The organism is Bacteroidota bacterium (assembly GCA_034439655.1).
Taxonomy (GTDB): Bacteria; Bacteroidota; Bacteroidia; order UKL13-3; family UKL13-3; genus CANJUD01.
In genome coordinates, this window is record JAWXAU010000001.1 from 18,876 (window position 1) to 34,156 (window position 15,281).

General features: G+C 36.0%; 12 protein-coding genes. 5 read left to right on the forward strand and 7 right to left on the reverse strand.

Features of this window, described 5'->3' with window-relative positions:
• Window positions 1-143: 143 nt before the first annotated feature.
• Entirely contained in the window at window positions 144-3,209 is a 3,066-nt protein-coding gene (locus SGJ10_00070; protein MDZ4756516.1) for a choice-of-anchor V domain-containing protein, read from the forward strand.
• 295 nt (window positions 3,210-3,504) lie between these two features.
• Here the strand turns inward: SGJ10_00070 and SGJ10_00075 are convergent, their stop codons facing one another.
• Window positions 3,505-4,191 carry a hypothetical protein gene (locus SGJ10_00075; GenBank protein MDZ4756517.1) on the reverse strand — a complete coding sequence of 229 codons (687 nt, stop codon included), beginning with the start codon at window positions 4,189-4,191 and terminating at the stop codon, window positions 3,505-3,507.
• Window positions 4,192-4,310: 119 nt separating this feature from the next.
• Here SGJ10_00075 and SGJ10_00080 point away from each other — a divergent pair, with 119 nt between their 5' ends.
• The gene (locus SGJ10_00080) at window positions 4,311-5,774 is read left to right on the forward strand and encodes a hypothetical protein (GenBank protein ID MDZ4756518.1); all 1,464 of its coding nucleotides are present in this window, start codon (window positions 4,311-4,313) and stop codon (window positions 5,772-5,774) included.
• A gap of 6 nt (window positions 5,775-5,780) precedes the next feature.
• Here SGJ10_00080 and SGJ10_00085 read toward each other — a convergent pair whose 3' ends face one another.
• Window positions 5,781-6,206 carry a response regulator gene (locus SGJ10_00085; GenBank protein MDZ4756519.1) on the reverse strand — a complete coding sequence of 142 codons (426 nt, stop codon included), beginning with the start codon at window positions 6,204-6,206 and terminating at the stop codon, window positions 5,781-5,783.
• 61 nt (window positions 6,207-6,267) lie between these two features.
• Window positions 6,268-7,434: a proline dehydrogenase family protein gene (locus SGJ10_00090; GenBank protein MDZ4756520.1), complete on the reverse strand. Its 1,167-nt coding sequence runs from the start codon at window positions 7,432-7,434 to the stop codon at window positions 6,268-6,270.
• 62 nt (window positions 7,435-7,496) lie between these two features.
• Between SGJ10_00090 and aroB the strand changes: the two genes are divergently transcribed.
• The 3 genes from aroB to SGJ10_00105 all read left to right on the forward strand — a co-directional run bounded on the left by aroB (window position 7,497) and on the right by SGJ10_00105 (window position 12,569).
• On the forward strand, window positions 7,497-8,504 hold the full coding sequence (gene aroB, locus SGJ10_00095; protein MDZ4756521.1) for a 3-dehydroquinate synthase: 1,008 nt from the start codon (window positions 7,497-7,499) through the stop codon (window positions 8,502-8,504).
• Window positions 8,505-8,664: 160 nt separating this feature from the next.
• Window positions 8,665-9,546: a T9SS type A sorting domain-containing protein gene (locus SGJ10_00100; protein MDZ4756522.1), complete on the forward strand. Its 882-nt coding sequence runs from the start codon at window positions 8,665-8,667 to the stop codon at window positions 9,544-9,546.
• A 161-nt stretch (window positions 9,547-9,707) separates the two neighbouring features.
• Window positions 9,708-12,569, forward strand: a complete 2,862-nt coding sequence (locus SGJ10_00105) for a TonB-dependent receptor plug domain-containing protein (protein MDZ4756523.1) — start codon at window positions 9,708-9,710, stop codon at window positions 12,567-12,569.
• 26 nt (window positions 12,570-12,595) lie between these two features.
• On the opposite strand, the gene SGJ10_00110 is transcribed toward SGJ10_00105, so the two are convergent.
• From SGJ10_00110 to SGJ10_00125, 4 genes are all read right to left on the reverse strand, one after another.
• Window positions 12,596-13,216 (reverse strand): response regulator transcription factor, encoded by a 621-nt coding sequence (locus tag SGJ10_00110; protein ID MDZ4756524.1) that lies wholly within the window; start codon window positions 13,214-13,216, stop codon window positions 12,596-12,598.
• The gene (locus tag SGJ10_00115) at window positions 13,213-13,980 is read right to left on the reverse strand and encodes a histidine kinase (GenBank protein MDZ4756525.1); all 768 of its coding nucleotides are present in this window, start codon (window positions 13,978-13,980) and stop codon (window positions 13,213-13,215) included. Before SGJ10_00115 ends, SGJ10_00110 begins: the two co-directional genes overlap by 4 nt.
• The gene (locus tag SGJ10_00120; protein MDZ4756526.1) at window positions 13,956-14,450 is read right to left on the reverse strand and encodes a hypothetical protein; all 495 of its coding nucleotides are present in this window, start codon (window positions 14,448-14,450) and stop codon (window positions 13,956-13,958) included. Before SGJ10_00120 ends, SGJ10_00115 begins: the two co-directional genes overlap by 25 nt.
• 166 nt (window positions 14,451-14,616) lie before the next feature.
• Window positions 14,617-15,159 (reverse strand): hypothetical protein, encoded by a 543-nt coding sequence (locus SGJ10_00125; protein ID MDZ4756527.1) that lies wholly within the window; start codon window positions 15,157-15,159, stop codon window positions 14,617-14,619.
• Window positions 15,160-15,281 lie beyond the last annotated feature (122 nt).

The window sequence follows — 15,281 nt, forward strand, 5'->3', positions numbered from 1 at the left end:
AGGTAAAAAATAAAGCTTCAAAAAAAAGCATAAAATTTTACAATTTGTTGATATACTTTTGTAACCTAAAATCAATTTAATTAAATATGTTAAAATTTCTACCCTCCAAAAAAATGATTTCGTGTATGCTTTTAGTTGGCCTTATGGCTGCCAACTATTTTGCACAAACTAGTGGTTCAGGCCAAAGTGGAAAATATACCAATGCTCCAGGCGAAGGCGATTGCACAAGCTGTCATAGTGGAAGTTCACTTCAAACTAGCGGCAATAATTGGAATAATATGTTGCTCGACAATGGATTTGGTACCACCCAATACATCCCGGATTCAACGTATTCAATGACACTGACATACAAAGAAAGCGGTAAAAGCAAATTTGGTTTTGCCATCACTGCTTTAGACTCGGCAACAGGTAAACCTATTGCTGGTGCGTTTACCATTACCAATTCGTCCACTACACAAAAGTCGACTTATACAGTAAGTGGAAGTACCCGCACCTCTGTATATCACAAAACCGCTGGCACTGCTGGTAATGGAGCAATCAGTTGGACATTTAGCTGGAAAGCCCCATCAACCAATGTGGGCACCATAATTTTCTATGCGGTTGTAAATTCTACTAATAGTAATAATCAATCTTCCGGTGATGTTATTTATGCTAAAGAATTCAACTTTAGGCCTTCTGATTCTTTACCCACCGCATCTATCTCTGCAACACCCAATCCAGTGTGCGAGGGCGATACACTAAGGGCTGCTGGTTCAGGTACTATGAACCCCACTGCTTGGAAATGGACTTTTGCAAATAGCCAAAATGTTAGCCCTTCTACTTCAACAAACCAAGATGAAAAATTTGTATTTGCTATTGGGGGCACCTATAAATTGTATTTGCAAACTACCAATAACAAAGGTAAATCTTTGCTAGATTCAGCTATTATAGCAGTTAATCCGCAACCTAACATTAGCATAGCAGCTTCAGGAAATACTGCGTTTTGCCAAGGTGATTCGGTAGTGCTTACGGCCAATTATCCATCGGGAGCTACATTGTTGTGGAATACTGGAGATACTACAGATCAGATAACAGTTAAACAGGCGGGTGATTATACCTGTAAGGCAACGAATGCCACTGGATGCTCCAAAACAAGCAGTAAAATTACTGTAAGTGTTGTATCAAAACCCAATCTTACTTTGAGTGTAAGTCCACAGTCCAGTTTATGCAGCATGGATACTTTTAATCTTACCGTGTCGCCATCTGGCTTAAGCAATTATTATATAATTATAAATGGTACCAGCACAAGCAATGGTAGCACCAATACTTATAGTTTACCTTATAGCGGAACTTCCAATTATTCGATTAGTGCATTGGCCGATTCTGTTGGTTGTATGAGTGATACCAGTAACAGTTTGTCTTTAACTTATAGTTCAAAATTAGCGGCACCCAATGTAGTTTGCGACACCAATACCAGCAGCTCTATTACCTTTAAATGGCAAGGTGTTACCAATGCTACAGGTTACCAAGTAAGTGAAGACAGTGGAGCCACTTGGATTACCCCGTCAAGCGGCAACACTGGATTGACCCATACTGTTAATGGATTGGCCAATAACATAGCATTGAAATTATTTGTAAGGGCGACCGATAATGGCCCATGCAATATTGGTGATGAAGGCAGTGTGTCATGCAGCACAGGTAGTTGCACACCAATAAAGTATAGTACCAATAACTATAAAACAAGTATATGTGCGGGCGATTCGGCGGTGCTAGCTATCAGTTTTACAAATTCTGGAAACTATTCAATATCTTTAGATGGTGCTACCGCTACCAGTCAAACAGGTTATGTGTTTAAACCCACTCAAAATACATCCTACACTTTCGATTTGATTGATTCGTCAAAATTGTCTTGTCCAGCAACTACTTTCAAAGTTGATATCGTGATTTTGCCTGCACTTAGCAATATTTCTATCCAATCGAATAACGCAAATAACACTTGGTGTCCAGGAGAGGCTGCTAAGTTTACTTCTGCATCGGTGAGTGGTTATACTTATGAGTTTTTTGTAAATGGTAGCAGCGTGCAAAAAGGTTCGCAGAATGATTATACAAGTACCACACTTCAAAATGGTGACAAAGTAAAAGTAACAGCTACCAATACAGGTGGTTGCCAAGGCACTTCGTCAGAAATTACTGTTACTATACAATCTTCATTAAGTAATATTACCATCCAAGCCAATAATGCAAATAACGCGTGGTGTCCAGGAGAGGCTGCCAAGTTTACATCGCCCGCGGTTAGTGGCTATACCTACGAATTCTTTGTGAACGGTACGAGTGTGCAAAAAGGCACTCAAAATGATTATACAAGTAGCACACTTCAAAATGGTGACAAAGTAAAAGTAACAGCTACCAATTCAGCAGGTTGTTCAGGAACTTCATCCGAAATTACAGTTACGATACAAGCTGCTTTGAGTAATATTACCCTACAATCAAACAACGCAAATAATACGTGGTGTAATGGAGAATCAGCCAAATTCACCTCTCCAAGTGTAAGTGGTTACAACTATGAGTTTTTTGTAAATGGCACCAGTGTTCAAAATAGCTCACAAAATGATTATACAACCGCTTCACTAAACACTGGCGATAAAGTAAAAGTAACCGCTACCAATGCTGGTGGCTGCTCAGGCACTTCATCGGAAATTACTGCTACTATCACACCAGGTCCAGTTGCAAAACCATTCAAATATGTTAGCAATGCCCAAGGAGTTATCTTTAACTTTAGTGATACTGTAGCCGCAAATGCCACCTATACCCATACTTGGAATTTTGGTGATAGTAAATCAGGTGTAGGAACTGTGGTTAACCACACCTATACCCAAAATGGCACCTATACCGTTTGGATGATTATTAAAAATGGTAACTGCGTAGATTCAATCTCTGCACAAATAATTGTGAGCAATAACGGGATATCCAGTGCTGAAACCGATGGACAATTGAGCATTTGGCCCAACCCATTTACACACGAATTGAATATTAGTTGGAGCAGCGATAGCAAACCCCTATTGATGGAACTACACGATGTTCAAGGTTCGAAAATTTTATCAGTTTCACAATCAACTATTTGCAACATTTCTTCAACGACTCTTGCAACCGAAAGCCTAACTAATGGCATCTATTGGTTAAAGGTTGTGATGCAAAACGGGCAAACCGTTAAACGTATCATCAAACTTTAATTTAGATTGTATATCATACTGATATAATTTCATAGGTTTTTGGTTAGACTTAAATGAAAGCCCCGATTAGGGGCTTTTATTTTTTTATAGTTTCCATATAAATAAATAAATAAAGTTTTGGCAAGTAATCTATACCAATACTCCTTATAGTGCCGAAACTCAATATATAATAGTCCAAAAGAAAGGGACTAATCCCGAATGCTTTCGCGATGTAGCTTGGCATTTCCATTCTACAAACCAATTCGCCACAGGCGGAGAACCATTATAGTTTAAGAATTGGTATAATATGTTTTGACTATAGATGCTTCAACAAATACTTGGTTGTTTTTATCTGATGGATAGCTTTCAAATTATTAGCATATTTAGGATTTGAAAATGCTAACACGCCAGTTATACGGGCATCTTCGGTAAGATGGTGGCTGCATTCAATTCCGCTGTTTAACTGTATTTCACCACCATCTAGGTCACGCCCCATTTCTGTAGCAACCATTAAAACGCAGCCGTTATGATATAAATTATTAATTTGCAAGTACTCCATGATGTTTTGGGTATATAATTGATACTTTTCGAGAGCGGTATGATATAAGTTATTATTATAATGTGCCGCATCACAACCCGTGAATCGGATAATGATTATATCGTTTGCATTATTGTTTAGATAATCTGAAGCATCAAAATTATCATTAAGAATATTAATGTTAATTACATTCGATATTTCCGAACTAATTGTGCTCATTGCATTATTATGTGAATGGAGTTCCCCTTCATATTTCAAATTGAAATTCTGTTCCACTTGAACGTTCTCGCCACATAACAATTGTCCCATAAGAATTTTAAAATGCGAAATTTGGACCCCTTCGCCCCAGATGCAAAGTATGGTTTTATTGATAACTGTTTTGGGTGCAGCAAAAATGTGTTTTGGCTGCAAAATAATAGCACCGCCCACCATTGCCGAATATTTGATAAAAGATTTTCTGTTCATTATGCTTGCAAATTTAGCCTGTTAAATATTTAATACCATTCACAATTTACATACCACCTTGGTTAAAAAAGTTATGTAAGAATTTGTTTTTATCAAGAAAATAGATTTCATTTGACCCTATGTCTAAACTCAAATCTGTTATACAACAATTGCAAGATACTGAATGTCAAGAAATTCAGAATAGATTCAAACAAACAGGGGCTTGGAAGTACATGACACTGTTCAATATGCTCCGCGAAGGCCAGCTAAACGATGAGAAAATGCGTGAGCAACTGGAGATGAACAACAGTGCTTTTTACACCATCAAATCACGTTTGCTTGACAAAATTCAAGAGTATCTTTCAGCACAATTTATCAATCCTTCTGTTGATTCATCAAGTAAAATTGAAGATATTCCCGAGTTATTATATAATACCCAAAGGAATAAGGCTGTAGCCATCCTCAGCCAACTTGAGGTAGACATGCAGCAGCAGGACAATCCTTACAAATTGGCAAGTATTTATAATGCACTAAAAAAATTGCATATCAGCTCACCCAAATTTTATCATTATACCCAAATGTATAACAGACATTTGGCCTATACCATTGCCTTGGACAAGGCTGAAGATCTATTGATAGACTTTTTCCGTAAGCTTGCTGACTATGAATTGTCCAAAACAAATATAAATTTGCAATTGCTCTCACTCATTAAGCAAGAGTTGCATAATGTTGCCAAACTTTACGAATCGCATCACTTAAGCATTTACAAAAATATAGTGGACATTTGTTCTGCTATTTATTTGCCCCAAGACGGCGACCACAAAGTGGAGCAACCAATCGAGTTGATGTTGAACCAAATGGAAACGATTTTTAATCAGAATCGCACCGATAAGGATTATCAGTACCTCAAATTGGTACATCGTTATCTTGCTTTTGAATATTATCATATTATAGGTTTGCATAACCGTGAGGAGGAATATTATAACCCCATCAATGAAAATCTCGCATCATTCCTTAATTATAACCACTGTTGCTTCCCTTCTAAATTTTTGATTTCCAAAGCTGAGCGAATGGCTCGCATCAACAAAGAACATTTGATGTTGGACGAAATGAATGAGTTGCTTTCTGAGTATATTCCGGATATACAAGATGTGCCCAATTATATGTTATATTGTTTGTATAAGTCTATTTGTAATTTCAATTTGGGTAAATATTCCGAAGCTGCTGGTGTGCTAGTGAGGATGAGTAATGAAGTGAGTTATAAAAATTATTATCATGCCGAGGTGGAGATACGCTTGTTCCAAGCCTTGTGCTATTTATTAGCTAGTGAGAAAGAATTGGCCATGACCCACTTACGCGGTGTGTCACGCAAGCTTAAAGAATTGGAAGATGATATTGGATATGATAATGCCCGTACTTTTTACCGATTATTATATATGGTCGCAAACCCATCTTCAAAAAATTTGGCTGAGAAAATTAAGCAACATGCCGATAGGTTTAAGTTTTTAAACCATGGAGAAAAGAAGATGCTAACTTATTTGAAGCTTGACGATAAACTAATAAATAAACTCAGTGAACTTGAGTTTGAAGAAGATAAAGTTTAAAAGAGATTATTTTTTCTTAGTTCCCAAAGAGGTTAAATACTCGCGGGTAAGTGGTTTGTTTACAAATGATACCCAATCGCCAAAGGATAGAGCACGCTCTTGATCCATAGGATTGATAGAACTGGTGAGCAAGTGAATGGTAACACCTTGGCGGAATTGCACACCAAGCTTTAGGAATTCCTCAATGAATTGGAATCCATCCATAATGGGCATATTGATGTCGAGGAAAATTAATTGCGGTTTTATATCAGCCGGCAGGTCTTTGTTACGTTGTATGTTGAGCAAAAATTCGAGAGCACTTTTGCTGGAGGTGTGAACATATATCTTATTGGAGAGGTTGCATCCCTCGATCATTTTTTGATTGATGAAATTATCTATTTCGTTATCATCTATAAGCATTACCGAAGTGAACGCTGTTTCATTTTTCTTCATATTTATTTTCGTGTTTTGGTTACAGGGCAAATATTAACTCAATATTTTGTAAAAACAAATTTTATTTGACACTTTTCCTACGTTTCAATTCTTTTTCTATCAATTGTAGTTCCCTTCCCGCTTGTCCCTTTGCAGAGGTATTCTCTTGTGCACGCCTGATAAGATAGGGCAGTACCGATTTTACGGGGCCATAAGGAACGTACTTAGCAACCCTATAACCAGCAGCCGATAGGTTGAAACTGATATGGTCGCTCATGCCCAATAACTGTGAGAAATAAATACGCTCATCGCATGGATCAATATTATTATCGACCATCAATTTAACCATCAACATAGAACTTTGCTCGTTATGCGTGCCTACGCAAACGTAGGTATTGGAAATATGCTCCACACAAAATTTCAGCGATTCGTCATAATCATGGTCACAGCTTTTTTTATCAGGCTGGATGGGAGAAGGGTAACTCATTTGTTGGGCTCTTAATCTTTCTTTTTCCATATAGGCACCACGTACCAATTTTACACCCATGTATATATTATATTCCGCACACATGGTATGCAGCTTCTTTAGGTAATCAAGCCTGTCGTGGCGGTAAAGTTGCAAAGTATTATATACTATTGCGGTGTTTTTATTGTAGCGTTGCATCATGGTTTCGGCCACATGGTCTATCGCATTTTGAATCCAACTCTCTTCTGCATCTATGAAAATTCTTACATGGTTATCGTGGGCCGTTTTACAAATCTTGTCGACACGGGCAGCAGCTTTTTCTAATTCTTGCTCATTATAGGACTGCTTTTCGGTGAAGGCTTGCAGCAAATCGTGGGGGAAAACCCCGGTCATTTTAAAAACGCTAAATGGTATGGTTGGATTGTCTTTGGCCTTGAGTATGGTATCAATAGTTTCGTTGGTGGTATGCTGATAAGATTCGTCATTGCCTTCACCCTCAACTGAATAATCTAAAATAGTTCCCACATGATATTTGTTGAGCAGTTCAATAGTCTTGGAACACTCTTCAATATTCTCACCACCACAAAATTGAGCAAAAATAGTTTTTTTAATAATGCCTTTAATCGGTAATCGAAGTGCCTGGGCAATTTTGAGAAGGCTAGGCCCCATGTTTACAAACCAATTAATACCAATGGCTCGAAATAATAAATGGGCTTTTTTTAATTCCCCGTCGCTCTTGGCCTTAAAGGCTGTAGCGGTATCATCCATCGAAATCTGATTCACTTCTTATAAAATAATTTGCTTGCAAAAGTAAAACACAAATCATCATATTGTAGCTTTGCCACTTGAAACACACACAGTTTTTATATCATGCAGCCGAACTCGAAAATATTCTTGAGGGCTATTCTGAAATTATTATTCTTGCCGATAAGCATACTTCACAGCTTTGTTTGCCAGTTCTTCAACCACTTATTTCAAATATAAAAGCAACTATTATAATAGATAGTGGCGAACAGAACAAAACATTGCAATCCTGCGAAAAAGTATTTGAAAAACTGATGGCAGTAAATACCTCACGCAAGGCTTTAATGCTCAATGTGGGCGGTGGCATGGTATGCGACCTTGGTGGTTTTTGTGCATCAGTATATAAACGTGGAATAGATTATATAAATATCCCTACTTCATTATTATGTATGGTTGATGCAGCATTTGGAGGCAAAACTGCAGTTAACTTTTCGCAAACCAAAAATATGATAGGGGCTTTCTATCCGCCCAAAACTGTTTTTTATAATACTGATTTCTTAAATACTTTACCACAACGACAATTGTATAATGGTTTTGCCGAAATGCTTAAACATGGCCTTATAGCTTATGCAGATTATTTTGAAAAACTGTGCGAAATAGATTTGAATAATACCACACATTTATTGCCATTTATACAAACCTCAATCGATATTAAAGAACAAATAGTGGAAGAAGATCCACATGAACATGGTCTGAGGAAAATATTAAATGCAGGCCACACAATTGGCCATGCACTAGAAGCCACACAAAAAGATATACACCATGGAGAAGCTGTTGCTTGGGGCTTATTGGCCGAGGCGAAACTCTCGCATGAATTGGGAATACTGGATATCGACCACCTCAATATTATTGAAAATTGCATCAACAAATATTATAAAGATAGCAAGCCTATAAATCTTGATTATAATACCATGCTAGAAAAAATTAAAAACGATAAAAAAAATAGTAATGAGTATATAAGTTTTAGTTTACTGCAACAAATAGGAACTTGTGGTTATGATATAGAAGTGGATTTGAATGAGGAGGTATTAGAAAGGATATTGGGATGAGAATAAAATGTAAATACAAGAGGGCATTTTCATACAAATAAGACGCCGTCCTTAGTGTCCTATGCCCCGACTTTGTTTCGGAATTGTGGCAAATTTGCTTGTGCAAATTATTTTTGCTCATTTGCATACTATTACTTTACTTTGTGGTTCATACAGCCACATGAAAAAAACCTTATCCATACTTTTTATAGCAATGTTTGGGAGTTCTTATGTTTTTTCGCAGGTTCCCAATTCCAGTTTTGAGAATTGGAGTGGGAGTGAGCCCAATAGTTGGATAACATCTAATTTTTTTATTTTGCTGGGCAATCCGCAATCTGTTTTCAAAACTACAGACGCACATACAGGTAATTATGCTTGCGAGATGCGTACAATACATGTTGTAACCAAACCTCAAAATGGGCAGTTTCTCCCTGATTATACAGCCTCCGCTTTTTTAGGTAAAGTTAGCGGATTTATTCCCATACTTGGTATACCTTATACCTATCGTCCAACTGTTTTTAGGTTTTGGTACAAATATTCACCTTCTACAAACGACAGTGCAGCAGCATGGGTTACACTTTCAAAATGGAATACTACTACTAATAGGCGTGACACAATTGGCCTTTGCGATTCCACCCTCTTCACGACTGCTTCTAGTTATACACAAGCAGAATATAGTATTAGATATTTAAATGCTAAGATACCTGATACTTTAACTATATTGTTTTCTTCAAGTATCTATTCAACTAAGCAGGAGGGTAGCAAATTTATTGTGGATGATGTAGAACTTGTTGGCGGTAATACTGGCATTAGCGAAGGTGAAAACTATGATGTTTCAGTTTACCCAAATCCTACTAGCGATTATATAAACGTATATAGTAATAATTTAACGCAACCTTTTCACGTTTCTATTAATGACATGCAGGGGAACAATGTATATTCATCTGTGTATAAAAATATGCCTAATATAGCTATCCCTACTGCTCATTTTTCTAAAGGGATATATATTGTTAAAACAACCACTGAAAAGGGTGTGAGCATCCATAAAATTATTTTGCAATAGTTCCACATAGTATGGTGTTAAATTTTTCTTTGTATTCAGTTCAGGTCAGAATTATTTTTTTGATTATCGCTTTGTTTACATTTCAATCTCTCTACTCACAAGATTACCGTTCCAACTCTAGAAGGCATAGTAACGAAGCTTCAGATACGGCTTTATATAAAATGAAAGGGACAGTGGCTGCTAGAACTATATATGGAACAGTTCGCTCATTAAATGATAATAATTATATTGGCTTGGCTTCGATAGCAGAAGTTGGGGCAAAGAATACAATATATACTAATGATAGAGGTATTTTTTTTATCAGACTCAACGTGAATCAACCTGTAAAATTGATTTGTAGTTATAATGGGTTTGAATCAGATACAATTATTGTGGATGAAAAAACTACTTATTTAAATTTCAGATTAAAACAAAATTTTGTGGTGATGACGGAAGTGGTGGTAGCGGGATCGCGTAAAAACGAAAGAAAATTTGAAAGTCCTGCCACCATCGAAACTTTAGACCCAAAACAAATACAGTATAGCCCATCCATGAGCATTTACGATAGAATGGCTAATGTTGCTGGTGTGGACGCTATTACTACCAGTCTTAATTATAAAGTTTTCAATACACGAGGTTTCAACTCAGCATATAACCGACGCTTTATTCAACGATTTGACAATATGGAATTGGCAATGCCGGGTTTTAGCACTGCCGCTGTGCAATTAAACGGCCCTGTAGATTTAGATATCGAGAAAATTGAATTTATTGCAGGGGCTGCATCTGCATTATACGGCCCCAATGCTTTGAATGGATTGGCCAATATTACCTCTAAGAATCCATTTCAATATAAAGGTATAAGTGCACAGTTTAAAAGTGGTATCAACCATATAGATAATATAGCTGCACCAGCAAGTTCTATATATGATTTAAGTTTAAGATATGCTAATACTATTGGCAAGGAACTAGCCTATAAAATTGTGATGAGTTATATGACAGGCACTGACTGGCATGCTACAAATTATGCCGATGCAGCAGAGTATAATACTTGTTACAATAATAATAGTACCAAAGGTTATGGATATAAACCTGGTATGGGGAACCCAGGTTATGATGCAGTAAATAAAGGCGGAGATGAAGTATATAGTAATTTCGATTCTTCCTACAGATTTTCAGGGCCTACTAATTTTGGAAATATTAAATATCCCATAAAAATTGCTCGAACAGGATATAAGGAAGAGGATATGTTCAACTATAAAATATATAGTTTAAAAACAGAAGGCGGCATCTATTATCGGCCTTCGCATCATACAGAAATTTCATGGCTTAGCAGAGTAGGGTCAGGTACCGCAAATTTTCAAACCGAAAACAGGAGTCAGATTTTGGATTTTGTAATGCAGATGCATAAGTTGGAGGTGAAACATTATAATCATGTGTTTAGAACTTATGGTAGTTTTGAAAATTCAGGAACAAGCTATGACTTCAGTACAACTGCCATACAAATTAACAATATGGCCAAAGATAATAAAGACTGGTTTGATCAATACTTGTTGGTATATACAGGGCAATTTAATAATTTAAATAATCTATTTGGCTTAGGTTACGATTCTATAAAAGCTGGAGACGACGCTACAGCCCGAAAGTTTGCCGATGCCGACAATACGAAATTAGCGAAGCAATATGATACCACAGCACATTATCCATATTTAACAAAATCAATGCAAGGTGGAGCCCGTTTTGAACCTGGCACCAAGGCGTTCGATTCGGTATTGAATTATGTGACCACGCATTCTGACTATGAAAAAGGCAGCAAATTTCAAAGCAGATCCAAAATATTGTATTCTGAATATATATATGATTTTAAGGATATCATTAAAAGTTTTTCGCTTTTGGTGGGGGCTAATTACCGATTATATGCTCCACATACAAGAGGTACTTTATTGGCCGATACAGGAGCTCTCAAAATTTATTCAAATGAGGTGGGTGCTTTTATACAATTTGGAAAAGACTTTTATAGTAAGCGATTGAAACTGCAAGCTTCAACACGAGTAGATAAGCTGGAAAGATTTGATGCCAGAGTTAGTCCGCGTGCATCAGTGGTAGTGATATTGGGCAAAAAGAGACAGCATACTATTCGCTTATCCGCACAGTTGGGATATAGAATGCCTACGCTTTATGACCAATTTAACAATATAAATATACAACAATTGGGTGTGATTAATTTTGGGGGATTTTATCAAACAGTAGTTGATATGTTTCTCATCAAACATAAATCAAATGGGACTGAGTTTGTAAATATGTATACACAAGCTTCTGTAAATAAATATATATTAACCGGTGATTCAACTATATTAATAAAGCCGCAGATTAAAGACATTAAGCCAGAAGAAATAAGAGCATTTGAAATAGGTTGGCGTAGCTTTACTTTTAAAAAGATAGAAACTGATGCTACTTTTTATATTAATCGTTATCAGAATTTAATCGCTACACAACAGTATGTGGGTTTGGCTCCTCAGTATTTAAAGAACAATAATATACATCCCTATCAATTAAGAACCCCATCACTAACCGCTGTTTACCGCCGGTCTGGTAACTCTGAAGTTCCTGTAAGTACTTACGGAGTGTCAATTTCAGCCAATTATTATTATTCGAAGAAAATTACCTTATTTGGGAATTATAGTTTCAACAAAATGAACGAAACCCAAACCTATTTAGATCAGGATTATATATCACAGTATAATACGCCCCAAAATAAATTTAACTTGGGAATTACTACCATTAAACTATATAAAAGTTTGGGATTTTCAACTATTTATCGCTGGGTGCAAAGTTATGATTATTTAGAATTTGGCAAACGTGGTACCGTGCCTGCTTATTATACATTGGACTTAGCATTTAGTTATCAACTAAGTAAAAAATATAATACTTTGCTCAAATTGGGAGGGACCAATATCACTAATTTACGATACGTGCAATCTATCGGCGGACCTACAGTGGGTGCGGTGTTTTATTTTTCTATTTTATATGATGAGTTGCTGAAGTAGTTATGAGTAGCTGTTAGGGTTTACTTTTATATATAATTATCAAAACTAATTCCATTGTCAATTGCATATTTCACTAAGCCAGCCAGATTTTTCACTTTTAATTTTTTCAATATACTTTTCCTATGCGTATCAACAGTGAATTGGCTCAGCGATAGTTTCTGGGCGATTTGCTGTGAAGTATGTTCCGTAATGACTAATTTTAATATATCCAACTCACGAGGGGTCAAGAAAGTTTCTTTTTGGTCTTTTGGTTTTTGAATTTCCGGAAAGCATATACCGCCTTTTACTACTTCATATATAGTTTTGAGAAGTATTTCTTTGCCTGTATTTTTTAGAAGGTAAGCCATAGCACCATAGTTCATAGCATCATTAATATATCTTCTGTCATTAAACATTGACAGGATAATAAACTTGGTATTACTTTTATTTTTTAAAGTTTTGATAACTTGCAGCCCGTCTTTTTCAGGCATTCTCAAATCTAAGAGAGCTATATCGGGCTTCAAGTTTATTATGTCATTATATGCTTTCTGCCCGTTGTTTGAATGACCAATAATGATAATATTTTCTTCACTTTTGAGCAATAAAGTAAGCCCATCAATAATAATTTGATGGTCGTCTGCAATATATATAGTAATACTTTCTTTCATGAATTTTTTATAGGAATTTCTATAATAGTAATCGTACCTTTTGGTGAAGAATCTATATTTAATTTCCCATCGGAATGGGCTACTCTGTTTTTGATATTAAGTAAGCCATTACCGTGATGAACAGATGATACATCGTATCCAGTTCCATTGTCGTCAACTATAATTTGAATGACATCTTCATTTGTGAGTATTTGTGCTGAAGCCAATGTAGCACGTGCATGCTTATGAATATTATGAAGGAGTTCAGCTACTATTCTATATATTGTTTGTATATGAGTTATGTTATCTTCTTCTAGTTCAATATAAAGTTGATACTGACAACTGAGCTTATTGTTATAATGTGCTATAAGTTCGGCCAAAGCATTTTCCAAGCCTTTTGATGAAAGAAAAGAAAGGGAAAGGTTATGCGATATTTCTCTTAGCTCTTCTATCGCCTCATTCATACCATTTGCTACTTTGGTTAATAAATTTGAGTCATTGTTTTGTTTCAAATATTCTAAGCTCATTTTTAATCCCGAAAGTTTGGCACCTATACCATCATGTATTTCTTCCGACAGGCGTTTACGTTCTTTCTCTACGCCTTCGTTGAGGGCTGTAAATAGTTCCAACTGTTTTTTAATTTCTTGATCTCTCAGTTGTAGTCTAAATTTATTTACTTTTTGTTGATGGAGGTACACATAAATAAATAGGAATGTGACTAATAGAAACACAAATAAAGTTCCTACTACAAAAAATATGGTTAAGGTGTTTTCTTCCGCAGGCATATAAATGAAATGGCAAATATAATGTTCACAAATATATTGATAAATGCGTGCATATTATAGCCTTGGTCAACCAAATTATAATTTTTCTTAAGTAAATAGTTTGCAAGCATAAATAAAAAAATATTAATCGAGAAATAAATGACCACTCCTGAACTCAGCCAGAACATTGATTTCTTCCAAACTTCTTCCTCCGAAATTTCCTTAAAAAAGGAGAAAAAATACAAAAGCGAGAACATCACTAAAATGATACTTTCTACCGAATGACTGATGGTATTAGATCGCCAAAAGCCATTAAAATAAGTAGCATCCAGAACGGCACTGAGCAGAAACAGGAAAGAGGAGATGGCAATCATCCTTTTCGCGAGCTGGTGATTACTGAAATAAATATAATAAATAGTAGCAAATAAAAAGAACTCAATTATAGTAAAAATGTGCAGTAACGGCATATTATTAGAAAATATAATTTTCATATTGCTGGCAATAATTTCCGTAGTGCCTGATATGAAAAAATACAGCAGCAGAATTTTAAATTTTCGGTCAAGAGCACCATAAAACCTCAAGCCAGTAATTAGTGGAATTAATATACTGGCCTGAGAGGATTTGATATATAAATAATTAAAGTCCAAAGGGTGTTTTTTAGGGTGTAAATTTGAATTTGCGAAATACATTTGGCCCTGGGTTTAGCACGGTGTTAGTATTACTGCACTTTGTGGGGCATGGTTGTGCAAATTCGTACATAGCAGAAGTTCCATCAGCTTTAGTAAGTTTGTCAGTATTGCTTTCGTCAACTCCTACAGCAATTAGTGTTAGGCTATCTCCACCAGCAGTATGTTTAGTGGCGGCATAAAATTTCACTTTGGGTGCTGATACAGCTAGTGCTGAGAGATGTGCGGACTCAAATTCCCATGCTGTTGGAACCAGGATAGTAGTATTGGCAGCAGAATTTCTAAAGCAAGCTGTTAAACTTGTTGCTAGTGTTGGGTCTATTATCTCTGATACAATTTGATCAGGGGAAAGAAGCCCAGATAGATTTTTTGTCCCCAATGATAATTGCTTCAAAGAATCATTTTCGGTTTTTAATTTTTCATTTTCTTTTTTCAATTCACCGTCGCTGCAGCTAATGATTGCAAATACCAACATGCATAAAGCAATTGGTAAAATAATTTTGGTAATTTTCATGTTGTTTTAAATTAGGTTAATTTCTTTTTTGCAAATGTAAGCGGTAAAAACGGATGACATTTATACCGATTCATAGGTATTTATACTTTTAAGCAAATTACCTAATATTAGGTATATTTTCA